Source organism: Enterobacter sp. WPR_3_1 (assembly GCF_003635055.1).
In the GTDB taxonomy this organism is placed as follows: Bacteria; Pseudomonadota; Gammaproteobacteria; order Enterobacterales; family Enterobacteriaceae; genus Enterobacter; species Enterobacter ludwigii.
Genome location: NZ_RBXU01000008.1, coordinates 1,191,859 through 1,215,168, shown reverse-complemented (window position 1 = coordinate 1,215,168; position 23,310 = coordinate 1,191,859). Strand labels below are relative to the sequence as shown.

The following is a 23,310-nucleotide window of genomic DNA, read 5'->3' as shown; positions in this document are numbered from 1 at the left end:
GTCATGTTACAGGTGAACGAACTGAATCAGTATTACGGCGGTAGTCATATTCTGCGCGGGGTCAGTTTTGAAGCGGCGACCGGTGAAGTGACCTGTCTGCTGGGGCGCAACGGGGTGGGGAAAACCACGCTGCTCAAGTGTCTGATGGGCCTGATCCCGGTAAAAACAGGCGACATTATCTGGCAGGGAAAAAAAATCACCCACAGCAAACCGCACCAGCGCGTGCAGTCCGGTGTGGCCTATGTTCCGCAGGGGCGTGAGATTTTTCCACGCTTAACGGTCGAGGAGAATCTGTTGCTCGGGCAGTCACGCTTCCCCGCCCGCGACGCAAAGCGCGTCCCGGAGGATATCTGGCAGTTGTTCCCGGTGCTTAAAGAGATGAAGCATCGTCGTGGAGGCGATCTCTCCGGTGGTCAGCAGCAACAGCTGGCGATTGGTCGCGCTCTGGCGAGCCGGCCACAGCTGTTAATCCTCGACGAACCTACGGAAGGTATTCAGCCGTCGGTAATCAAAGAGATAGGCCTGGTGATCCGCAAGCTGGCGGACAGAGGGGATATGGCAATCCTGCTCGTAGAGCAGTTTTACGACTTCGCCGCTGAACTTGCCGACAGCTATCTGCTGATGTCGCGCGGGACCATCATTCAGCGTGGACGGGGCGATACAATGGAACAAGAGGGCGTTCGCGGACTGGTTGCGATTTGAAATGTTATATTATAACATCCTCATTCTTATAAAACGGAGTGAGGAGTTTGTTTTGGCTGCACATATTGGCAAATTTGCAATGACTCTGGCGGCGCTGCTGGTAAGCGGTCAGTTGTTTGCCCATTCGCATGGTCATCAGATGACGGAAGCGGAACAGAAGGCGGCGAACGGCGTCTTTGAGGATAAAGACGTCAAAGACAGAAAGCTGTCTGACTGGGATGGGACATGGCAATCCGTCTATCCGTTTTTGCTCGATGGCGCGCTGGATCCGGTTTTTAAACAGAAAGCGCAGAAGGATAAAAAATCCTTCGACGAGGTGAAAGCTTACTATCGCACAGGGTATGCGACGGACGTTGAGGCTATCGGCATCGAAAACAACGTGATGGAATTCCACAAAGGTAAGGCTATCAGTCGCTGCCAGTATGATTACAGCGGCTATAAGATCCTGACTTATGCATCAGGTAAGAAAGGGGTTCGCTATCTGTTCGAGTGTAAAGATCCGGACAGCAAGGCGCCGAAGTTTGTCCAGTTCAGCGACCATACCATCGCCCCAAAAGCCTCTTCCCATTTCCATATCTTTATGGGCAACACCTCCCACGAGGCGCTGCTAAAAGAGATGGATAACTGGCCGACGTACTACCCGAACGAAATGTACAAACAGCAGGTGGTAGACGAGATGCTGCACCATTAATGGCCTGCCCGATGCCGGGTGGGCGTCATGCCGCCCGGCGTTGAGGACTTAAGCCACTTTCGGCATTTCGCACCACGCCTTCACGCTCATTCCACGCAAAATCATCAGCCAGGCAATCACGATGGCAACCATCATGATCGCAAACAATGACCAGTGCGGCAGGTTGGTAAGGATAATACCGGTGATCATCGGGTTTGCCGCCGCCCCAAGCCAGCCCAGCGCCTGTGCAGAGAAATAACTCGCTTTCATACCCAGCGGGGCAATATTGTCGATCAGCATATATTCGCCCGGTGCATAGATAATCTCACCCAGCGTAAACACCGCTGCCGCAATGCCCCAGTAGACCAGGTTTTCCCCGGAGAGCATAAAACCGCCCAGACCCAGGACGAAGAAGAGTGTTCCCACCGTCATCAGCGGACGTATATTGGTGGTGGAGATCTTGCGACCGATAACGTATTGCAGGGTGACGACCACCGCAGCATTCACCGGCAGCACCACGGCGACCACGTTTTGCGCAAAGTTGCTGTCGGCATTCGCAGCCAACACGTACTGCGAAATACAGCTGGCGAATGACCCGCCCACATACGACGCCAGCAGGCCGGAAAGGGTGTACCAGAAGAGGGCGCGGTCTTTAAGCAGTACTGACGGTTGCCACGGCATTTTCTCTTCGGTGGCATCGAGCGCAACGCTTTTTTGCACGAAGAAATGGATAAAACCGAGCGGCAGTGCGGCACAAAAAGCGGCCAGCCAGAACGGCAGCTGCAGGCTGTACATCACCAGTAAGGTGCCCACCGGCGGCCCGATCGTCCAGCCAATGTTCAGGAAGCTATAGTTTAGCGAGAAAACGCGCGCTTTTTGGCTCGAGGTCAGCACATCGGCAAACCAGGCCTTCAGCACCGTTGAAAATACCGAATAGGCGCAGTTAATCAGGGAAAAGAAGAGCACCACCAGCGTGACGTTATCCACCAGCGGGATAGCAACAAACCCGGCAATAAAGGCGACGATAGAAATCAGCATGTAGCGCTTTTTATCAAACTTATCGGCGAGGATGCCAAACCCCATACTGAATACCACACCGACGGTAAGCGCAATGGTCAGGGCATAACCAATATTCTCAACGCTCATATTAAATACGCGCGTGAGATAGATGGTCATAAACGGCAGCGTTGCCCCACGACCAATGGTTAATAATAACGACGACGCCAGCAGCGCTGCGGTTGAGCGCCTGAGTGATGGTTTCATATTCCTGCCTGACAATTGCGTTTGGTATTTTGAGCCGCAGAGATTCTGGCCGCGCTTGCTCGCCGCCATCCTGCAACGTGTATTATTTTAGGTATATATCAGGAGTATCACGACATAAGGGGCTTGTATAGCACCTAATTTATCCGTAAGTGCTTCAGTTGACTGCCAGAAATAATGATCTTCTCGTGGCATGTTTTTTTCGTTACCTTGAAGTGTTTACAAAAATTTAATCATTCAGGGGCAGAGTATGACGCGAAAAGACGGGCTGCTGGCGTTGCTGGTGGTCATCGTATGGGGTCTGAATTTTGTGGTCATCAAGCTTGGGTTGCATAACATGCCCCCACTCATGCTGGCCGGTTTGCGTTTTCTGCTGGTGGCCTTCCCGGCGCTCTTCTTTGTCGCGCGCCCGAAAATTCCGTTCAGACTCTTACTGGGATACGGCCTGACCATCAGCTTTGGCCAGTTCGCGTTTCTGTTCTGCGCCATTAAGTTCGGGATGCCCGCCGGTCTGGCTTCTCTGGTGTTACAGGCTCAGGCGTTCTTTACCATCATTCTCGGGGCGTTTGTCTTTGGCGAGCGTCTGCAGGGTAAACAGCTGGCGGGGATCACCCTTGCGGTGTTCGGCGTGCTGGTGCTGATAGAAGCCAGCCTGAACGGGCAGCACGTGGCGTTACTGGGCTTTATGTTAACGCTGGCGGCGGGGCTGAGCTGGGCCTGCGGGAATATCTTCAACAAGCTGATTATGCAGCATGAGGCGCGCCCGAAGGTGATGTCGCTGGTGGTCTGGAGCGCCTTGATCCCCATTGTTCCGTTTATGGTTGCGGCGCTCATTTTTGATGGGCCGGACGTGATGCTGAAAAGCCTGGTGGAAATCGATCTCACCACCATTTTATCGCTGATCTACCTGGCGTTTGTGGCCACCATTATTGGTTACGGGATCTGGGGATCGCTGCTGGGTCGCTACGAAACCTGGCGCGTGGCGCCGTTATCCCTGCTGGTGCCGGTGGTAGGGTTGGCCAGCGCCGCGCTGTTGCTCGATGAAAAGCTGAGTGCGCTGCAGCTGCTGGGGGCCGTGCTGATCATGGCCGGGCTGTACATCAACGTGTTTGGTTTGCGCGTGCGTCGGGTAACGCGGGCAAGAGGATAGGCATAAAAAAAGCCCCGCATCCGCGGGGCAAAAACGAATCAGAAGCTGTGCTGATTATAATAAGGCACGCCTAACTCGTCGGATTTGTCACTACCAGCACCCATGTGGTTGAAGTCATAAGGTGACTGGTCATGTGCTGACGGCAAAATCATCGTGTCACGATTATTTTGCTGCGTTGCACGAGGGGTTTGCTCCGCGAAGGTCTGGCTGGAAAACAGCACCAGCAAGGCGAGGGCGGCGGAGGCTGTAACTTTCATGATTTCCTCGGTTACGTCTTTACAGGCGATGATTAACTACAATGTTTTAGTGGATACAGGTATCGGGATTCACCCGGCACGCTGGTAATACGGTATTTGTGAGGCGGCACGTCGAAGTAGTTCTTAAACGTACGCGTCAGGGTTTGCTGTGATTCAAAACCGTAACGTTCCGCCAGATAAAGGATCGGCTCATTGCTTTCTTTCAGCTTCTGGGCAATTTCCGTCAGCTTGCGGCTGCGAATATATTGACCTAATGAATGGCCGGTCTCTTTTTTGAACATCCGTTGCAGGTGCCATTTGGAGTAACCTGAACGCTCTGACACTTTTTCAAGGGAGAGCGGCGATTCCAGGTTATCTTCGATCCAGTCCAAAATGCTATGAATAGTAATAGCGTCAGTATTGCGTCTGGACATCGTCATACCTCTTTTTCTGTTTACGGCAGTATTTTCTTAAGCAAAAGCTCAAGCGTTGCCACTTCATCTGCCGTTAAGTTTTTTGTTAGTTCCTGATGCAGTGTTTGTCCTACTAGTTGATGACATTGCTCGCACATAGCCGCGCCATCGCTGGTGAGTTTCACCAGGACGCCGCGTTTGTCATTCGGGTTAGGGCTTCGTTCTATCCATCCTTTGCAAACGAGACGATCGAGCATGCGGGTTAGCGCACCCAGATCGACAGAGAGCACCTTTTTCAGCTCAACCGGCGTGATACACACTTCGCAGCGAATGGAGCACAGCACTTTGAACTGCGTGGCGGTGATATCCAGCGGTGACAGATAGTCATTGAGCAGGCGATCTTTTTTCTGGTTAACCATATGAATAAGACGACCCAGCGGAATAATGTCGTTAAAGAGATCACTGGTGCTTTTCACAATGGTTGCCCTGGCAAGTAGTTTAGTCACGGCAGATATTATTGCTCAGGCAAGTATAAGTCAACTGAATGGATCAGCGGATGCCACGAATTGCTAAAACGTTTCATGAACTTTTTTTGCATGCTTTCAATTCAAATAGATAACGAAGGGTTATCGTTAATGACCGTAAATAATCGTTACGTTGAGCGAATGGCTGAACGTCACACTTTCACCCTATAATTGCGGTGATAAACATGGATAAGGACAACGACGCACTATGTTGGATTTGATTAAAGCAATTAGTCTGGGGCTGGTGGTATTGCTGCCGTTGGCTAACCCGCTAACGACGGTTGCGCTCTTTCTGGGGCTGGCAGGGAACATGAACAGCGCCGAGCGTAACCATCAGTCGATGATGGCTTCAGTCTATGTGTTTGCCATCATGATGGTGGCTTACTACGCCGGACAGCTGGTGATGAACACCTTCGGAATCTCCATCCCGGGTCTGCGTATTGCTGGCGGACTGATTGTTGCCTTCATCGGGTTCCGTATGCTGTTCCCTGCGCAGAAAGCGCATGAGTCACCTGAGGCCAAAAGCAAATCCGAAGAGCTGGAAACCGAGCCCAGCGCGAATATTGCTTTTGTCCCACTGGCGATGCCCAGTACGGCGGGGCCAGGAACGATTGCGATGATCATCAGCTCCGCGTCAACGGTGCGGGATGGTTCGACCTTCCCGGACTGGGTCATCACGGTTGCGCCCCCGCTGATTTTTGCACTGATTGGTATCATCGTATGGGCATCCTTGCGCAGTTCAGGCGCGATCATGCGCTGGGTCGGTAAGGGCGGTATTGAGGCGATTTCCCGCCTGATGGGCTTCTTACTGGTGTGTATGGGCGTGCAGTTTATTATCAACGGCGTGCTGGAGATTATTAAGACGTACCATTAATCACCCGCCCGGTAATGCAAAACGGCAACCTCGGTTGCCGTTTTACGTTGACTGCGGTCTACCCGTGATGGGCCTGTTCTTCCAGTGCGACCGGCCATTTACGGAAGATGAGCAGGGACCAGATGAGCGCCACCAGTGCCGGAATGGCACCCAGATAGCCAATCGCCGACATCGACACGTGAAGGCTAATCTGATTTCCCAGAAGCGCGCCCGCGCCAATACCGAGATTGAAAATCCCCGAGAACAGTGACATCGCCACATCCGTTGCGTCCGGCGCGAGGGCCAGCACCTTCACCTGCATACCCAGACCGATAATCATGATCGCCACTCCCCAGAACAGGCTCAGGACGGCCAGATGACCCTCGCTGCCCGCTGCTGGCATGAGTAACACCAGGCACGCCAGCAGTAAACCAATGGCGCTGCTGACCAGCGCCGACGCGTGCTGATTGCCGAGCTTACCAAACAGAATACTGCCAATAATGCCCGCGCCCCCCAGGATCAACAGCAGAACGGTGGCAAAGTTGGCGCTAAAGCCGGCCACGACCTGAACGAACGGCTCGATATAGCTGTAGGCGGTGTAATGTGCCGTGACCACAATGACCGTCAGCAGATAGATACTCAGCAATGCCGGACGACGCATTAACAGCGGCAGGCTTTTCAGCGAGCCGGAGTGTTCGCTTGGCAGCTTCGGCAGCAGTTTAATCAGGCAGACCAGGGTGATCATTGCCCCCATGCCGATAGCGAAGAACGTGGTTCGCCAGCCAAAGTATTGCCCAACGATACGGCCAATCGGCAGGCCCAGGACCATAGCCAGTGCCGTGCCGGTGGCTATCAGGCTCAGCGCCTGCGCGCGTTTTCCCGCAGGTGCCAGGCGGATGGCCAGTGACGCGGTGATCGACCAGAATACGGCATGGGCAAAGGCGATACCGACGCGGCTGATGACCAGCACCGTAAAGTTCCACGCCAGAAACGACAGGACGTGGCTGACGATAAACAGGGCAAACAGCCCGATCAGCAGCTTTCGCCGTTCCATCTGGCTGGTCAGCAGCATAAACGGCAGTGACATCAGTGCCACCACCCAGGCATAGATGGTCAACATAATGCCCACCTGCGCGGTTTCCATCTGGAAACTTTCAGCGATGTCAGACAACAGCCCAACCGGAACAAATTCTGTGGTATTAAAAATAAACGCGGCAATTGCCAGCGTGACCACGCGTAGCCACGCGACTCTGCGGGTAACTGTGTTCGTTGTCATAGCGATGTCGGAGATTCGTTGCTGAAAAGAAGAGGAGACGATCTTAAAACGTCAACCGGCGAAAACTCAACCATTATGTGATGCAGATCTCAAAATTCACCTGGTAAAAGCGGTAGCCGGGGGAATGGTTTTCATTGAATATAAAAGAACATCACAACAAAAACAGGCGGTAAGACAATGCAGGAGATTGATTTTTATCTGGTAGATGCGTTCAGCAATGCCTCGTTTGGTGGAAACCCGGCGGCCGTGTGCCCGTTAGACGCATGGTTGCCTGATGAGACACTGCTCAGAATGGCACAGCAGCATAATCAGTCGGAAACCGCGTTTTTCGTCTGCAGTAAAGCGGGAATTGAGTTACGCTGGTTTACCACCCTTACCGAAGTCAACCTTTGCGGACATGCCACACTGGCAGCCGCGTACGTCCTGTTTAATGAACTCAACTATCCTGACCCGCGTATCCACTTTGATACCGCCTCTGGCCAGCTAACGGTTAGCCGGGAAGGGGACTGGATGACGCTGGACTTCCCGGCATGCCCGACGCAGGAAGAGACGCCCCCGCCGGCGATGCTTGCGGCGCTGGGGATCGGCCATTACGTAGAAGCCCGTAAGGGGCGTGCCTGGGTGGTGGTTCTGGAAAACCGCCAGCAGGTTGAGGCGCTTGCGCCGAATATCTCGGCAATGACGCCTGGCGAACATAAGGTCAGCGTGACGGCGCGGGGAGAGGGGGATTATGATTTTGTGAGCCGCTTTTTCTCACCGGGAGTTGCCGTCTGGGAAGATCCGGTCACCGGATCCGCGCATACAATGCTTATTCCCTACTGGAGTGAAAAACTGGGTAAAACAGCGATGTTTGCCCGCCAGGTGTCGGCTCGTGGCGGTGATATGCGCTGCGAACTGAAAGGTTCACGCGTGCTGATGAGCGGGCAGGCCTCGCTGTATCTGAAAGGCACCGTCTTTCTGCGCTAAATAACCATAACAAAAGAGGAAGAGACAATGCAGGAAATTGATTTCTATCTGGTCGATGCCTTCAGCGACAGGGCGTTTGGCGGCAACGCCGCGGCGGTCTGCCCCCTGGAAGAGTGGCTGCCGGACGAGACGCTGCTCAACATGGCGCAACAGCACAATCAGTCTGAGACGGCCTTTTTCGTACGCACTGACGGCGGATTCGAGCTGCGCTGGTTCACTACCCTTGACGAAATTAACCTGTGTGGACATGCCACACTGGCGGCATCGCATGTCATTTTCGAATACCTTGATTATCCACACACGGAAATCACCTTCACCACCCGTTTCGTCGGCGAGCTGACGGTAAAACGCAGCGGTGACTGGCTGACGCTCAACTTCCCGGCCTGGCCGACGGAGGTCGTCGACAATCCGCCAGCGCTGCTGTTGAGCGCGCTGGGCATTGAGCGGGCAAAAGAGGTGCGTGTCGGGCGCGACTATATGGTAGTGCTGGAGAACCAGCAGCAGGTAGAGGCCCTTACACCGGATATCTCAGCAATGATTCCGCTGGATAAGATGGTCTGCGTCACGGCACCGGGCGATGAATATGACTTCGTCAGCCGCTTCTTCTGTCCGGGAGAAGGGGTGCCGGAAGATCCGGTCACGGGGTCCACTCACAGCATGTTGATTCCCTACTGGAGCGAAAAGCTGGGCAAAACCGTGCTGAACGCGCGCCAGGTCTCGCGACGGGGCGGGGATTTACGCTGTGAGCTGGCGGGGGACCGGGTGTTAATCGGCGGTCAGGCCACCCTGTATCTGAAAGGGCATATCTATTTACGCCAGGCGATGTAAGCCAGGAATGGGCCACCGTCATTTCATCATCGGGAATGACGGTGGCTTGCGTTAATCAAACGTTCGTTTTTCCCCTTGCCAGCCAGACGTAATCAGAAATTCACGCCACGTTAAGGTGGCAGGGTTTATGGTTCTGCTCCAGGTGAGATCCCGGTCTTTTCCGTAATAGCCGTAGTTCACGGCATATTCCGTCATGCCGGTAATTTCACTGACCAGTGCCGCGTTGTCTGCGAAATCGGGGAAGTGGTGAAGGAGTGCTTCTCGCGTGTAGGCTGAGCGATACCGGGCTTTTATGCCGGTGACCTCCGTGAAGGTTTCCACCATCTCACGCGGCGAAAGACACTCACCGACAACGGGTAACGTCATGCCGTTGTAGTGTTCGGGGTTATCGAACATCTCAAGCACCGCAGGGCCGGTCGCCGTGAGCGGGTCGACAAAGGGCGCCCGAACGTCTTCCGGGAGATAGAGGGGAAAGATCAGCTCGTCGCCTTCTTTACGCGGCGGATAATATTCGGCCAGATTGGTGTAAAAGAACGCCAGTTGAATAAACGACGCGCTGACGGGGAGTGTGCGGATGTACTCCTCAATTCGGCCCTTATCGCTGAAATGAGGAGCCCATAGAGTTCCGCCCGTTATTCTCTCGACGTTTTCCAGACTGCTGAAGACAAGGTGTTTTACCCCGGCGTTGACGGCGGCATCTGCAAGCCTGTAACCCAGCGCCGTTTCACCCGTTGGCATCTGCGTCGATACGGGGATGAAACCTGGTGTCATCAGGAACGCCCCGTCTGACTCGGCAAACGCCCCGATCAGATGCGCATCATTGCCCGTCTTAAGGGTGATTTGTCTCAGTTCAGCGCCCCGTTCCGCCAGCTGTTTCGCCGCAGCAGAGTCCGTGTTTTGCGTTAAGGCGCGCACCCGATAGCGCCCACTTTGCAGCAGGGTTGTGGTTACGCTACGTCCTTGTTTACTGGTGGCACCAAAAACTGTTATGAGTGGTTTTTTATCATACGACATTTCATTCTCGCTCTGTGTTGTTGCGGTAGTGCATTATCGGAATGCGGGCGGCGAGCGTGAAATCGATTTATTTCTTACATGATATCCATCCTATGAATACCAAAAAGCCTGACGTAAACCTGCTGCTGACTCTGGAAGCGCTGGTCGCGGAGCAAAATGTCACCAGGGCCGCCAGCCGGCTTTGTCTTAGCCAGCCTGCCGTCAGCGCGCAGCTTAACCGGCTGAGGGGGATGTTTAACGATCCGTTATTGATCCCGGGGCGCAGGGGGATGACGCCAACCCCCAAAGCTCTTGAGCTGATGGCGACGCTTGGCGGGGCGCTGGCAAAAATACGGGATACGCTGCAATCACATGAGGACTTTGATCCGCTGCACGATTCGCTAACGGTCTCTCTGGCCTGTACTGATTACGTGCAGGCCGCGGTCATTATGCCGCTGATTGTGACCCTGCAAGAGATTGCCCCCGGCGTGCGTATTGCTGTCAGGAATTACGATCCGCATCAGCTGGCCCATCAACTGAGCTCAGGCGATGTTGATGCTGCCATAGCCAGGCCAGACCCTGCTCAGGCGCAGCTCAGAACGCAATATCTCTATGACGAATCGTACGTGCTTATCGGACGCCCTCAGCATCCCGAACTGAACGATCAACTGACAATGGAAGCGTTCGCAAAACTTGAGCATATTATCGTGTCCCCCTCGGGAGGCGGTTTTACCACGCCGATGGATGTCATGCTGGCGGAGTCAGGGTTGCAACGTAAGGTTGCGGTGTCTGCAGCATCATTTCTGTTTGTTCCCGGCATGGTGCAGATGAGTCATCTGGTAGCACTTGTGCCCCGACGATTAATTATGGGAACCATTAACCCGCTCACCGTGATGGAACTCCCCTGGCTGAAAGAGACGTTTGACGTCAGTCTTATCTGGCATGAACGCAGCCATAACCACGCCGGACATCGCTGGTTAAGGGATACCCTCGTCAGCCTGAACGGCAATGCTGATATAAGTTAACGGTATGAAGCACGTGTGCAGGGCTGCGCTATGTTGAAATAAAAACAACAAGGAGCCCGCCATGTATTCCATTACCGCTGAATCTGCACATCACCCTGATATTTTGCATCTGATTGCCGCGCTTGACCGCTATCAGAGCGAACTCTATCCCGCTGAAAGTAACCACCTGCTCGATCTGACCAAACTGCCGACAGCCTCACTGATCCTGATGATTATTCGGGACCGGCAGCTTCATGCCGTCGGGTGTGGTGCCGTGGTACTCAACGGCGACGGGACCGGTGAAATGAAACGGGTGTATATCGATCCGGCTCATCGCGGGCAACATCTCGGCGAGATGCTGCTGGCGGCGCTGGAAGATGAAGCCCTGAGCCGTCACTGCCACACGCTTCGCCTGGAGACGGGCATCCGGCAACATGCCGCCGTCCGTCTGTATGAGCAGTGCGGCTATGAGCAACGTCCGGCGTTTCCGCCGTATGTTGATGACCCGCTGAGCCTGTTTATGGAGAAGGCACTGGTGGTTGACGTTCGTTTAGCAGCGCTATAAAAGCCTCCAGCGGGCGGGTCATAGCCCCGCGGCGCCAGACCAGCCAGGTGGTGAGCCAGCGCCAGTTTTCTGCCAGCGGCCAGGCTTCTACCTGATGGTGGCCTGGCATACTTTCCAGCATCGAACGAGGCATCAGCGCGATACCGGCGCCCGCGATGACGCAGGCGAGCATGCCGTGATAAGACTCCATCTCATGAATACGCCCGGGCGTGGCTCTGTCGGCGTGAAACCAGCTTTCCAGATGTCGGCGATACGAACAGTTTGCGCGAAAGGCGTAGACGTCACTGCCGCTTACCTGCGTGGCGCGTGCCACTTCTGCATGCCCGGCGGGCGTGACCAGCATCATCTCTTCCCGGTAAACCGGCATGCCTTCCAGTTCCGGATGCGAAAGGGGGCCGTCGACAAACGCGGCGCTTAAGGTTCCCTCCAGTACGCCGTCAATCATTGTGCCGGACGGCCCGGTAGAGAGGGCAAACTGGATACGTGGATAGCGCTGGTTAAACTGCGCCAGGCTTTCCGGAATACGCACGGCGGCGGTACTCTCCAGCGCACCAAGCGCAAATAATCCCTGCGGTTCATCACCGGCGACGACCATTCGTGCCTCATCGACCAGCGCCAGGATCTGCTTGCTGTAGCGCAGGAAATTATGCCCGGCAGGGGATAAACGTAAACGCTGGTTCTCACGAATAAACAGCTCAACGCCAAGATCGGCCTCCAGCTGGCGGATGCGGGTGGTCAGGTTCGACGGAACGCGATGCACCTTTTGCGCTGCCTGGGTGATGCTGCCGGTGAGCGCCACGGCGTTAAACATTTCAAGCTGAGTTAAGTCCATGCCATTCTCGATTCGTGAACAAGGTGGTTAGTATTATTCATTTTTAAGAAATAGCAGAGTGCGCCACAATGAATCAACCGTTATTACGTGGAGACCATCATGACTTATTCCTCTGCTACACATGCCCTCTCTGTTAACCCAGCCACCGGTGAGAAGCTCGCGGCGTATCCGTGGGCGAGCACCGACGACGTTGAACGCGCAATTGCGCAGGCTGATGCCGGTTTTCGTCAGTGGAGACGCGTAAGCGTTTCAGACCGGGCGCAGAAGCTGCGCGATCTCGCCAGCGCGCTGCGAAACCGTGCAGACGAGATGGCCCGAATGATCTCCCGTGAGATGGGCAAACCCATTTTGCAGGCGCGTGCTGAAGTGGCAAAATCCGCCAGCCTCTGCGACTGGTATGCGGAACACGGCCCGGCAATGCTGCAGCCTGAACCGACCCTGGTAGAAAACCAGAACGCGGTGATTGAATACCGGCCGCTGGGACCTGTTCTTGCCGTCATGCCGTGGAACTTCCCGCTCTGGCAGGTACTGCGTGGCGCGGTACCCATCCTGCTGGCCGGGAACAGCTATCTGCTCAAGCACGCGCCAAACGTACTCGGCTCGGCTGACCTTATTGCGCAGGTATTTGCTGACGCCGGTTTTCCGCAGGGTGTCTTTGGCTGGGTGAATGCCACGAATGAGGGCGTGAGCCAGGCGATCAACGACCGTCGTATTGCCGCTGTAACCGTAACCGGCAGCGTGCGCGCGGGTGCGGCGATTGGTGCGCAGACGGGGGCAGCACTCAAGAAATGCGTCCTGGAGCTGGGCGGTTCAGATCCGTTTATTGTGCTCAATGATGCTGATTTGGATCTGGCGGTGAAAGCAGCCGTGGCCGGACGTTATCAGAATACCGGACAGGTTTGCGCCGCCGCTAAGCGCTTTATTGTGGAAGAGGGCATCGCTGATGCTTTCACCCAGCGCTTTGTCGAGGCGACGGCAGCCCTGAAGATGGGGGCGCCGGATAGCGAAGAAAACTTTATTGGCCCGATGGCGCGATTTGACCTGCGTGATGAACTGCATCAGCAGGTGCAGGCCACGCTGGCCGAAGGCGCCACGCTGCTGCTTGGCGGGGAGAAAGTTGCCGGTGAAGGTAACTACTATGCACCGACCGTGCTGGGGAATGTCACTGCCAGCATGACGGCATTTCGTCAGGAGCTGTTTGGTCCGGTTGCGGCGGTTAGCGTTGCGAAAGACGCGGAGCACGCGCTGCAGCTGGCTAACGACAGCGACTTTGGTCTGTCCGCAACCGTCTTTACCGCGAACGATACGCTGGCGGAGAAATTTTCCCGTGAGCTGGAGTGCGGTGGGGTGTTCATCAATGGTTTCAGCGCCAGCGATGCACGCGTGGCCTTTGGCGGCGTGAAGAAGAGCGGTTTTGGTCGTGAGCTTTCCCACTTCGGTCTGCACGAGTTCTGTAACGTGCAAACGGTATGGAAGAACAGAGTCTAGTTCGCTCTCCGATAACGGCCTTCAGCACGAAGGCCGTTGTCATTTTCCTGCAATGGTTCTGTCATTTTCGTTTCGTAGACTCGCACGCGTCTAACGTCTTGTTACTGAAGAAAATTATGAACCTAACGCAAATTTTTCGCCGTATTGCGCAGCGCCTCATCCCTCGTCAGTTTGGCCTGTTGACCGGTATTTTCTGTATTATTGGTCTTTTCTCCGCACTGCAACTCTCCTCTTCATTTTTGCTCAATGCTTCCCTGAAGGACGCTCAGCGCAACGAGCAGCAAAATCTGCTGGCATACCAGCAACAGAGCAAACTGGATCTGGCCCGCGTGTCTCTGCTGGCAGCAAGCGATCTGCTTAACCGCTCCGGCGTCTGGTTTATGCAGGATAAAGAGACCGGCTCTGAAGGAAGCTGGCACAGCCTGATGGACGAAGCTCAGGCGTCGCTGACGGTTTCTCAGCAGGCCTGGAACGCCTGGCTGGCGCTCAATCCGCCAAAAGATGATGCCCTGATCACCAGCTACCAGCTTTTCTACGGTGCCATCAAGGAGCAGGCGGAAGGGCTCATCAAGACCAACACGATCGACGCCTTTTTTGCCGTACCTGCCCAGGCTTTTCAGACTGACTTCAACGAAAACTATGCCCGCTATCAGCAGGCCAGCGAGAAGCAGGCGATGCAGGGCCGCCAGAGTCTGATGGCGCAACTCTCTGGCCTGCAAACGCTCTTCCTGATTGCACCGGTTCTGCTACTTGCCATCGCCGTTCTGGTGTGGTTCGGCATGTCCCGCTGGGTCATTACGCCGCTGCGACGGTTGATTGCTCACATTAACCAACTGGCGGCAGGAGACCTGTCCGGTACTCCGCCGGGCGTACTGCGCTTTAACAAGGAGATCGGACAGTTAAGCGACAGTGTTTCCACCCTGCAGCACGGACTGCAGGAACTGGTGACCCAGGTCAGCAATGCCACCCACGAAATGGTTGAAAATATAGGATCTCTGGCACAGGGCAACCAGAAGCTGTATCTGCAGTCGGCTCGTCAGGCGAAAGAGCTTGAGGATGTGACGACACACATTGCCGCGCTGGAAAACCACGTGGAAGGGAATACAGGTTATGCAAAACTCGCCAGCTCCAGGGCGGACGAGGCGCGCCAGGTAGCCGCGGGCGGCGATCGGATGATGACAACCGTCAATGCCTCCATGCAGGCGATCGTTGACCGTTCGTCAGAGATGCGCGGGATCGTGGCGATGATCGACAGCGTGGCGTTTCAGACCAACATTCTGGCACTAAATGCGGCCATCGAGGCCGCCCATGCGGGGAACCACGGGCGCGGGTTCGCCGTTGTCGCCCGGGAAGTGGGGCTGCTGGCCAGAAAGAGCAGCCACTCGACGCAGACTATTCAGGCACTGATCAATCACTCTTTGCAGGGCATCGAAGACGGTTCCCGGGCCGTTAACCTGCTGGAAGATAATCTGCAGCAGGTGATCGGGCTGGTGGCTAATTTAAGCAGTCTGCTGAATGAGATCTCGGTAGCGACCCTGAGCCAGGGGGAGAGCATTCATCAAATGACGCGGCAGCTTCAGGCGTTGAATCAGGTTTCCCGTCAGACCGACATGCTGGTGTCTGACGCGTCGGATGCCTCTGAACGGCTGCATAAGCAATCCGATCTTTTATTGCAGGCGGTTTCGCGTTTTCGTCTTAGCGCCTGACGCAACATATAAGCCTCTGTTATACTCGCAGCCCGTTTTAGCCTGAGGGCAAGGAGCAAAGTGTGGCTGCGGTCATCCATAATGAGATGTTGGACGAGATTCTGTCGCAGGTTCGTCCGTTAATTGGAAAAGGGAAGGTTGCCGACTATATTCCGGCCCTTGCCTCGGTCAGCGGGAATAAGCTGGGTATTGCCATTTGTACGGTAGACGGGCAGCGTTACCAGGCCGGTGACGCCACCGAGCGTTTTTCAATTCAGTCCATTTCAAAAGTACTCAGTCTGGTTGCGGCCATGCGCCAGTATGAGGAAGACGAAATCTGGCATCGCGTGGGGAAAGATCCGTCCGGGCAGCCTTTCAACTCACTGCTTCAGCTCGAAATTGAACAGGGTAAACCGCGTAACCCGTTTATCAATGCCGGTGCGCTGGTGGTTTGCGATATGCTGCAAAGCCGTCTCAGCGCCCCTCGCCAGCGTATGCTTGAAATTGTCCGCCAGCTCTCGGGCGTCGCGGATATTGCCTACAATGCGGTGGTGGCGCGCTCGGAGTTTGAACACTCCGCCCGTAACGCGGCTATCGCCTGGCTCATGAAATCGTTTGGTAACTTCCATAACGATGTCGCCACCGTGCTGCAAAACTATTTCCATTACTGCGCGCTGGAAATGAGCTGTGTTGAACTGGCACAGACATTCTTGTTCCTCGCCCATCAGGGGCATGCGCCGCACCTCGCGCAAGATGTTGTCTCGCCCATGCAGGCGCGTCAGGTGAATGCCCTGATGGCGACCAGCGGGATGTATCAGAACGCCGGAGAGTTTGCCTGGCGCGTCGGTCTTCCGGCTAAATCGGGTGTCGGCGGCGGGGTGGTGGCAATCGTGCCTCACGAAATGGCGATTGCCGTCTGGAGCCCGGAGCTGGATGAAACGGGAAATTCACTTGCCGGTGTGGCAGTTCTGGAGAAACTGACCCAACGTCTGGGACGTTCCGTATACTGATGTCGACCCTGGATCCGCTTTTTGCCCGCCTGGCACGATCGCCTTTTCGTTCGCGCTTTCGCTTAGGCACGAAGGAACGGCAGTACTGCTGGGACAAAGGTGCCGAAACCATTGACCAGCACGCCGCCGATTTTATTGCCCGGCGTCTTGCACCGGCCCATCCCACCAATGACGGGAAACAGACGCCCATGCGCGGTCATCCGGTGTTTATCGCTCAGCATGCCACCGCCACCTGTTGTCGTGGCTGTCTGGCAAAGTGGCATAACATTCCGCAGGGTGTTCAGCTCAGCGCGCAGCAACAGCATTATATCGTCAGCGTGATCCACCACTGGCTGGTGCTGCAGATGAACGCCTAAATTTGACGAGTTATGATCCTGTTGTATTTGTGTTATAGATGCAGGTTAAGTTAGTTCAGATCCTGCTGACGATCGACATAATCGCCATAAGTTATTATACGGAATGATATTTAATGCGTTCTGCTCTCTCTGCCTTCAGGTTTTTTCAACCCGATACTCCGCTGCGTAATGCGTCGTGGATCTTTATTCTCACCACCTTATTCTATTTTGTGGGTGCTGAATTGCGTCTGGTTGAAGCGTTGTCGCTGTTCTGGCCACTGAATGGCGTTATGGCGGGAGTATTCGCCCGTTATGCTTATCTGAATCGTCTGCATAACTACGCGGTCGCGTATGTTGCCATGCTGATGTACGACGCGGTCACCACCAGCTGGGGAATGGCCTCGCTGGTGATTAACCTGTCGAATATGATTTTTATCGTCGTGGTCGCCATACTGGTTCTGCGTGATAAACGGCTGATGAAAACCCCCGATCCGCTTAATGCGCTGCGTCTGTTTAACTACTGCCTGATTGCTGCGCTGCTGTGTGCCTTGCTTGGCGCGGTGGGGTCGGTCGGTATCGACAGTCACACCTTCTGGCCGCTGTTTGCCGACTGGTTTAGCGAGCAGTTTTCAACGGGGGTGCTGATTGTGCCGTGTATGCTGACGATTAGCCTGCCCGTGCGTGATATTCAGTTACGTCTGGAGCAGCTGTTCCCGGTTATGGCGTTGATTGTCTCGGTGGTCGCATCGGTGGTGATTGGCGGCGCGGGGAGCCTCTGTTTCCCGCTGCCGGCGCTTATCTGGTGTGCGGTACGCTACCCGCTGCCCGTCACCTGTTTACTGACGTTTCTCACGGGCGCCGTTGAGATCATTCTGGTTGCCAACTCCATTATCAATATTGCCGTTGCGACACCGCTTTCGACCCCGATGATGTTCTCAGCCCGGCTGGGCATTGCCACTATGGCTATTTGTCCGGTGATGGTCTCCGTCAGCGTGGCGGCCATTAATTCACTGATTCGTCAGGTGTCACTGCGGGCAGATTATGATTTTCTGACGCATGTCTATTCCCGCTCCGGGCTTTATGAAGCGTTAAAGCAAGAAGAGGCGCACCGGCATTCGCGTTTTTTAACCGTCATGCTGCTGGATATCGATTACTTCAAAAGCATCAATGATAACTACGGTCACGAGTGCGGTGATCGCATACTGGCGGCCTTTGCCCGGCAGGTTCAGCAGGTTGTCGGTGAGGACGGTATGGTGGCGCGAATGGGCGGAGAAGAGTTCGCGGTGGTCGTGAACTCCGGGGATGCGCAGCACGGTTTTGAACTGGCTGAACGCATTCGAACCACCGTCGCACATCATCCGTTTACCTGGCGCCAGCAGACGCTGTATCTGACCGTCAGCATTGGCCTGGGCAGCGGTAAATCTGAATCATGGCAGTTGACGGAGGTCTTTAATAAGCTGATGGCTGAAGCGGACGATCATCTCTATCGTTCAAAGAAAGCGGGGCGAAATCGGACCAGCGCCCGGCTGTCGGATGAGCAGGTTACTGCAACGTCCGGCAGCGAAACATCACTGCATTAGTCGTCATGAGCCAGTGACGTTAACAAATAGCGTCTGAACAGGATATTCGTACACTGACAATGTCTCTGTTTAAGCTACGCTTTTAGTAAAGCTTGCGTCAGGAGACGTTATGAAAACACCTGCAACCCCTGAAAACGAAACGGAACGTCTGAACTCGCTGCGCGAATCAGGCCTGCTTGAAATCGACAGTTCGCCGGCCTTTGACCGCCTGACGCGTCTGGCAAAACGCTTTTTCCAGGTGCCGCTGGCGATGGTCAATCTTATCGATGAGCATTCGCTGATCGTGAAGTCAGCGGATGGCCAGGCACCGGACTCTGTCCCGCGCAATATCTCATTTTGTGGCCATACGATCCTCAGCGAAGCGCCGCTGGTGGTGGGGGACATGCGTCAGGATGACCGCTTTGCCGATAATCCGCTGGTGGCCGGTGAGCCCGGCGTTCGTTTCTACGCTGGTTTCCCGCTGCGTCTGCGCGACGGCGCGAGCGTCGGATCGCTTTGCCTGATTGATTATTCTCCGCGCGAGTTTACGGCGGCCGATCTTGCCGTGCTGGGAGACCTGGGCGCGCTGGCAGAAGATGAATTTGCCGCCGTCAGTGCGGCGACTACCGATGAACTGACGGGCTTATTCAACCGTCGGGGCTTTAATCAGCTCGTCCGGTTTACCCTGTCCGTCGCGCGACGCCGTGCAGAGCCGTTAACCCTCGGCTGGCTGGATCTGGATCGTTTTAAGGAGATAAACGATCGCTACGGCCACGAGGAAGGCGATAAGGCGCTGAACGTGATGGCGCAACTGATGCGTTCCTCCTTCCGTGAGGCGGATCTGCTGGTTCGCTTTGGCGGGGATGAGTTTGCCGTGCTGTTCGCCGATACGGATGAGCAGGGGGCCTGGATTGCGATGCAGTATCTGGCCGAGCAGGTCGAAAATTATAATGCCCGCAAACTGCATCCGTGGTCGCTTCTGTTCTCGTGGGGACTCAGTGAATTCGACCACAATGGCCATGACCTGCAACAGTGGCTAAAAGAGGCCGATGAAAAGATGTATGCCATGAAGCAGCAACGCCACCGCGAAAGATGACATAACAAAAGCCTATGATCGATCCGTTTGCGTTAATAAGATGTTAATTGCACAGTGACGGTATTCAACGTAAGGAAAAACAATGAATACCTCACTGCACATCAAAAACCTCACCCGGGAAGAGATCCTCACCCACCTTGATGCGTTGTCCGCGATCCTCGAAAACTGCGTTAACGGCGGCGCATCCGTCAGTTTTATGTTGCCCTTTAGCCCGGAAAAAGCGCGTGCTTTCTGGCGCGGTATTGCTGAGAGCGTGGGACGCAATGAACGTCTTGTGCTGGCCAGTATCGATCCGCAGGACGGTGTTATCGGCACGGTACAGTTGATCACCGATCAGCCGGAGAATCAGCCGCATCGCGCGGATGTGGCAAAACTGCTGGTCCATGAAAAAGCGCGCCGTAAAGGGGCGGCAATGGCCCTGATGGAAGAACTTGAAGTTCAGGCCAGAGCCAGAGGCATTTCGGTCCTGGTACTGGATACGTCGACTGGCAGCGGTGCCGAGACGTTCTACCAGCGTGCTGGCTGGCAAAAAGTGGGGGAGATCCCGCGCTATGCATTGATGCCGGATGGCGCGATGACCGCCACCTCCGTGTTCTATAAGTTCTTATAATTATTTTTCACAACTCCATCATGAATTGATCAAAACAGGGTTCCCGGTCGTAAAGTTTTGATAAGTTATCGTACCAATCTTATCAGGCTGTATGACTAATTATAAAAGGAACCCATTGTGAACACACTTAACCGTCATGATTTTCCCGGTCCACACTATCCGGAACGTATCATTCAGTTTGGTGAAGGCAATTTCCTGCGGGCGTTTATCGACTGGCAAATCGACCTGTTAAACGAACATACCGATCTCAACGCCGGTGTGGTGGTCGTTCGTCCCATTCAAAGTGATTTTCCGCCGTCGCTGAATACGCAGGATGGTCTGTATACCACGATCATTCGCGGCCTGAACGAGAAGGGCGACGCGGTGAGCGATGCACGTCTTATCCGTTCCGTTAACCGCGAAATCAACGTTTATAATGAATACGATGCGTTCCTCAGGGTGGCTCATAACCCGGAGATGCGCTTTGTGTTCTCGAATACCACGGAAGCCGGGATCGGTTATCACGCGGGCGACACCTTTGAAGATGCGCCTGCCGTCAGCTACCCGGCGAAACTGACGCGATTGCTCTTCGAGCGTTTCAGTCATTTTAACGGTGCGCCAGACAAAGGCTGGGTCATCATTCCGTGTGAACTGATTGACTACAACGGGGATGCGCTGCGGGAACTGGTGCTGCGCTACGCGCAGGAGTGGGCGCTGCCGACGGCCTTTACTGAATGGTTGAACGATGCCAACTGCTTCTGCTCGACCCTGGTTGACCGCATTGTAACGGGTTACCCGCGTGACGAAGTGGCCGCCCTGCAGGCTGAACTGGGTTATCAGGACGGGTTCCTGGATACCGCCGAACACTTCTATCTGTTTGTGATTCAGGGCCCTGACTCCCTTGCCAGCGAACTGCGTCTTGATAAGTTCCCGCTCAACGTATTGATCGTAGATGACATCCGGCCCTACAAAGAGCGTAAAGTCGCCATTCTGAACGGTGCGCACACGGCGCTGGTACCGGTAGCCTTCCAGGCCGGGCTGGACACGGTAGGTGAGGCGATGAACGATGCTGACGTGTGTGCTTTTGTCGAAAAAGCTATCTATGAGGAAATTATTCCGGTACTGGATTTGCCGCGTGATGAGCTGGAATCGTTCGCCAGTGCGGTAACGGGTCGTTTCCGTAACCCTTACATCCGGCATCAGCTGCTGTCGATTGCCCTCAACGGGATGACCAAGTTCCGCACCCGCATTCTGCCGCAGCTGCTGGCAGGGCAGAAAGCAACCGGGTCATTGCCTGCGCGACTGACGTTTGCTTTAGCGGCACTGATTGCGTTTTATCGCGGGGAGCGTAACGGGGAAAGTTACCCGGTTCAGGACGACGCGAACTGGCTGGCGCGTTTCCAGCAGCTGTGGACACAGCATCACGATCGCCAGATCACTACCCGCCAACTGGTAAAATCGGTACTGAGCGTGAGCGAACACTGGGAGCAAGATCTTACGCAGGTTAACGGCCTGGTCGAGCAGGTTACACGGGATCTGGATGCTATTCTGCTTCAAGGAATGCGTGCGGCCGTTAAACCGCTCTGTTAACACCGTTGCCCGGCTTCGGCCGGGTTTTAATGGGGATCTTATTAGTTACAACATACTATTTGCTCTGTTTTTAAAAAACACCTCTGGCACCGTGCGGTTTAGGCTAGCCAAGTCAGAAAATTCAATGTTTTATTAACATGCTTGCAACCGTGAGGGGGATCACGTTTAATAGCCACGCTCTTTTTCTTTCCTGAAACTCACTATGATTGTTCGTCCTAAACAGCACTGGTTACAACTCATCTTTGTCTGGCATGGCTCGGTACTGCCTAAAATCTATACCCGCTTGCTACTCAACTTTTTGCTTTCTATCGCCGTGATCCTGATGCTGCCGTGGTACACGTCCCTTGGCATCAAATTTACCGTTGCGCCATTTAGCATTCTCGGTGTGGCGATCGCTATCTTTCTCGGTTTCCGAAACAACGCCTGCTATTCCCGCTACGTTGAGGCGCGCCAGCTTTGGGGGCAACTGATGATAGCGGCACGCTCTCTGTTTCGCGAGGTAAAAAACACCTTGCCGGACGATAAACATCTCGGCGAGTTTGTCCGCCTGCAGATTGCCTTTGCCAACTGTTTGCGCATGACCCTGCGCCGGGAAACGAACGCCGAACAACTTTCCCGTTATCTTCCGGAAGATGATTTACGCAAGGTGATGAACGCCAACTCGCCGGCGAACCGTATTTTACTGATCATGGGGGAGTGGCTTGCCGTCAGGCGCCGCAATGGCGAGCTCTCAGATATCCTGTTCCACAGTCTCAACAACCGGCTGAACGACATGTCCATCGTCCTGTCGGGTTGCGAGCGTATTTTGACGACACCTGTACCGTTTGCTTACACGCTGATCCTTCATCGTACGGTGTATCTGTTCTGCATCATGCTGCCGTTCGCGCTGGTCGTCGATCTGCACTACATGACACCTTTTGTGTCGGCGCTGATTTCTTACACCTTTATCTCGCTGGATACGCTGGCGGAAGAGCTGGAAGACCCGTTTGGTACCGAAGATAACGACCTGCCGCTAGACGCCATCTGCAACATGATGGAACGTGACCTGTTGCAGATGAACGATGAAGAAGAGATCCCCGAAAGACTGTTACCGGATAAGTATTATCAACTGACCTGACGGGCATTCCATTCGTCACGGGTGATTTCCCACAGTTCGGAATCCAGCATGCCGCTGACGTACGCTTTCTTTTCTGTCCTGATAAGCCGCATGCCGCTACTGTCTGAAATACGACGGGAGCGGCTGTTAGCAGCCGCTTTTGGCGCACGCAACACCGGCTTGTTCAGGGTGTTAAACCAATAATCCGTCGCCGCAATACTGGCCTCACGCATGTATCCCTTACCCTGAAACTCCGGCGCCAGCCAGAACCCACGGTTATTATCTTCAACATCGTACAGGCAGATAATCCCCATCAGCTCATCCGGCGCCTCGCGACGTCGAATACTCCAGAACCAGGCAATGCCTTTTTCCATATCCGGCAGCGCAACGTTATTAACATAATACTCCGCGCCGTTATCCGGGTAGGGCCAGGGCACTGAGGAGACCATATAGCGAACGATTTCCCAGCGTGGATAAAGCCGCTGTATCTGGACGGCATCTTCCGCGACCAGGGGAATGAGTAACAGGCGGTCTGTCGTTAGCGTCGGTATTGTCATCCGTGGTTCTCCCTGTTTAAGCGTTATGTTTTT

Annotated in this window: 25 protein-coding genes; 17 read left to right on the top strand and 8 right to left on the bottom strand. The window is 54.7% G+C overall.

The annotated features are described in order from the left end of the window. The first annotated feature begins 3 nt into the window (after nt 1–3). Both urtE and zinT read left to right on the top strand, forming a co-directional pair. Nucleotides 4–702 (top strand): urea ABC transporter ATP-binding subunit UrtE, encoded by a 699-nt coding sequence (urtE, locus tag BJ887_RS07630; protein ID WP_113656212.1) that lies wholly within the window; start codon nt 4–6, stop codon nt 700–702. A 52-nt stretch (nt 703–754) separates the two neighbouring features. After that, on the top strand, nt 755–1,393 hold the full coding sequence (gene zinT, locus BJ887_RS07625; RefSeq protein WP_121339745.1) for a metal-binding protein ZinT: 639 nt from the start codon (nt 755–757) through the stop codon (nt 1,391–1,393). 48 nt (nt 1,394–1,441) lie between these two features. On the opposite strand, the gene ydeE is transcribed toward zinT, so the two are convergent. Next, entirely contained in the window at nt 1,442–2,635 is a 1,194-nt protein-coding gene (gene ydeE / locus BJ887_RS07620; RefSeq protein ID WP_121339685.1) for an efflux MFS transporter YdeE, read from the bottom strand. Between the two features lie 247 nt (nt 2,636–2,882). On the opposite strand from ydeE, the gene eamA reads away from it, so the two are divergent. After that, nucleotides 2,883–3,782: an O-acetylserine/cysteine exporter gene (gene eamA, locus BJ887_RS07615; RefSeq protein ID WP_020884160.1), complete on the top strand. Its 900-nt coding sequence runs from the start codon at nt 2,883–2,885 to the stop codon at nt 3,780–3,782. A 38-nt stretch (nt 3,783–3,820) separates the two neighbouring features. On the opposite strand, the gene marB is transcribed toward eamA, so the two are convergent. From marB to marR, 3 genes are read right to left on the bottom strand one after another with little or no spacing between them, the layout of a single operon-like run. Beyond that, nucleotides 3,821–4,039 (bottom strand): multiple antibiotic resistance protein MarB, encoded by a 219-nt coding sequence (gene marB / locus BJ887_RS07610; RefSeq protein WP_014170042.1) that lies wholly within the window; start codon nt 4,037–4,039, stop codon nt 3,821–3,823. A 32-nt stretch (nt 4,040–4,071) separates the two neighbouring features. Continuing rightward, nucleotides 4,072–4,452, bottom strand: a complete 381-nt coding sequence (marA, locus tag BJ887_RS07605) for an MDR efflux pump AcrAB transcriptional activator MarA (RefSeq protein WP_008502237.1) — start codon at nt 4,450–4,452, stop codon at nt 4,072–4,074. 20 nt (nt 4,453–4,472) lie between these two features. Then, a complete protein-coding gene (gene marR / locus BJ887_RS07600; protein ID WP_020884159.1) occupies nt 4,473–4,907 on the bottom strand; it encodes a multiple antibiotic resistance transcriptional regulator MarR in 435 nt (144 codons plus the stop codon). 256 nt (nt 4,908–5,163) lie between these two features. Here marR and BJ887_RS07595 point away from each other — a divergent pair, with 256 nt between their 5' ends. Continuing rightward, a complete protein-coding gene (locus BJ887_RS07595) occupies nt 5,164–5,829 on the top strand; it encodes a MarC family NAAT transporter (RefSeq protein WP_025204209.1) in 666 nt (221 codons plus the stop codon). 58 nt (nt 5,830–5,887) lie between these two features. Here BJ887_RS07595 and BJ887_RS07590 read toward each other — a convergent pair whose 3' ends face one another. Continuing rightward, entirely contained in the window at nt 5,888–7,084 is a 1,197-nt protein-coding gene (locus BJ887_RS07590; RefSeq protein WP_020884157.1) for a sugar transporter, read from the bottom strand. Between the two features lie 177 nt (nt 7,085–7,261). On the opposite strand from BJ887_RS07590, the gene BJ887_RS07585 reads away from it, so the two are divergent. Then, complete coding sequence (locus BJ887_RS07585) at nt 7,262–8,050, top strand: PhzF family phenazine biosynthesis protein (protein WP_020884156.1); 789 nt, start codon at nt 7,262–7,264, stop codon at nt 8,048–8,050. Nucleotides 8,051–8,077: 27 nt separating this feature from the next. Then, nucleotides 8,078–8,878 carry a PhzF family phenazine biosynthesis protein gene (locus BJ887_RS07580; RefSeq protein WP_108648283.1) on the top strand — a complete coding sequence of 267 codons (801 nt, stop codon included), beginning with the start codon at nt 8,078–8,080 and terminating at the stop codon, nt 8,876–8,878. 51 nt (nt 8,879–8,929) lie between these two features. Here the strand turns inward: BJ887_RS07580 and BJ887_RS07575 are convergent, their stop codons facing one another. Next, nucleotides 8,930–9,892 carry an NmrA/HSCARG family protein gene (locus tag BJ887_RS07575; RefSeq protein WP_121339684.1) on the bottom strand — a complete coding sequence of 321 codons (963 nt, stop codon included), beginning with the start codon at nt 9,890–9,892 and terminating at the stop codon, nt 8,930–8,932. Between the two features lie 92 nt (nt 9,893–9,984). On the opposite strand from BJ887_RS07575, the gene BJ887_RS07570 reads away from it, so the two are divergent. Continuing rightward, a complete protein-coding gene (locus tag BJ887_RS07570; RefSeq protein ID WP_229216819.1) occupies nt 9,985–10,896 on the top strand; it encodes a LysR family transcriptional regulator in 912 nt (303 codons plus the stop codon). Nucleotides 10,897–10,957: 61 nt separating this feature from the next. Further along, nucleotides 10,958–11,440, top strand: a complete 483-nt coding sequence (locus tag BJ887_RS07565; protein ID WP_025204203.1) for a GNAT family N-acetyltransferase — start codon at nt 10,958–10,960, stop codon at nt 11,438–11,440. Here the strand turns inward: BJ887_RS07565 and BJ887_RS07560 are convergent. Beyond that, complete coding sequence (locus BJ887_RS07560) at nt 11,394–12,272, bottom strand: LysR family transcriptional regulator (protein WP_014170051.1); 879 nt, start codon at nt 12,270–12,272, stop codon at nt 11,394–11,396. The two genes, BJ887_RS07565 and BJ887_RS07560, sit on opposite strands and share 47 nt — an antisense overlap. Before the next feature lie 99 nt (nt 12,273–12,371). On the opposite strand from BJ887_RS07560, the gene sad reads away from it, so the two are divergent. From sad to BJ887_RS07515, 9 genes are all read left to right on the top strand, one after another. Next, complete coding sequence (gene sad, locus BJ887_RS07555; RefSeq protein ID WP_121339682.1) at nt 12,372–13,760, top strand: succinate-semialdehyde dehydrogenase; 1,389 nt, start codon at nt 12,372–12,374, stop codon at nt 13,758–13,760. Between the two features lie 116 nt (nt 13,761–13,876). Continuing rightward, nucleotides 13,877–15,466 (top strand): methyl-accepting chemotaxis protein, encoded by a 1,590-nt coding sequence (locus BJ887_RS07550; RefSeq protein ID WP_121339681.1) that lies wholly within the window; start codon nt 13,877–13,879, stop codon nt 15,464–15,466. A 62-nt stretch (nt 15,467–15,528) separates the two neighbouring features. Further along, a complete protein-coding gene (glsB, locus tag BJ887_RS07545) occupies nt 15,529–16,455 on the top strand; it encodes a glutaminase B (protein WP_025204200.1) in 927 nt (308 codons plus the stop codon). Beyond that, on the top strand, nt 16,455–16,811 hold the full coding sequence (locus BJ887_RS07540; RefSeq protein ID WP_014170055.1) for a DUF4186 domain-containing protein: 357 nt from the start codon (nt 16,455–16,457) through the stop codon (nt 16,809–16,811). Before glsB ends, BJ887_RS07540 begins: the two co-directional genes overlap by 1 nt. Before the next feature lie 113 nt (nt 16,812–16,924). Continuing rightward, nucleotides 16,925–18,370: a GGDEF domain-containing protein gene (locus BJ887_RS07535; RefSeq protein ID WP_020884148.1), complete on the top strand. Its 1,446-nt coding sequence runs from the start codon at nt 16,925–16,927 to the stop codon at nt 18,368–18,370. A 109-nt stretch (nt 18,371–18,479) separates the two neighbouring features. Then, nucleotides 18,480–19,445 carry a sensor domain-containing diguanylate cyclase gene (locus tag BJ887_RS07530; RefSeq protein ID WP_014170057.1) on the top strand — a complete coding sequence of 322 codons (966 nt, stop codon included), beginning with the start codon at nt 18,480–18,482 and terminating at the stop codon, nt 19,443–19,445. Nucleotides 19,446–19,527: 82 nt separating this feature from the next. Next, entirely contained in the window at nt 19,528–20,055 is a 528-nt protein-coding gene (locus BJ887_RS07525; protein ID WP_020884147.1) for a GNAT family N-acetyltransferase, read from the top strand. Nucleotides 20,056–20,172: 117 nt separating this feature from the next. Next, nucleotides 20,173–21,624: a tagaturonate reductase gene (locus tag BJ887_RS07520; protein ID WP_121339680.1), complete on the top strand. Its 1,452-nt coding sequence runs from the start codon at nt 20,173–20,175 to the stop codon at nt 21,622–21,624. Between the two features lie 202 nt (nt 21,625–21,826). Next, complete coding sequence (locus tag BJ887_RS07515) at nt 21,827–22,741, top strand: bestrophin family protein (RefSeq protein ID WP_014170060.1); 915 nt, start codon at nt 21,827–21,829, stop codon at nt 22,739–22,741. Here BJ887_RS07515 and BJ887_RS07510 read toward each other — a convergent pair. Then, on the bottom strand, nt 22,729–23,277 hold the full coding sequence (locus BJ887_RS07510) for a GNAT family N-acetyltransferase (RefSeq protein ID WP_020884145.1): 549 nt from the start codon (nt 23,275–23,277) through the stop codon (nt 22,729–22,731). The genes BJ887_RS07515 and BJ887_RS07510 overlap by 13 nt on opposite strands. Nucleotides 23,278–23,310: the final 33 nt, after the last annotated feature.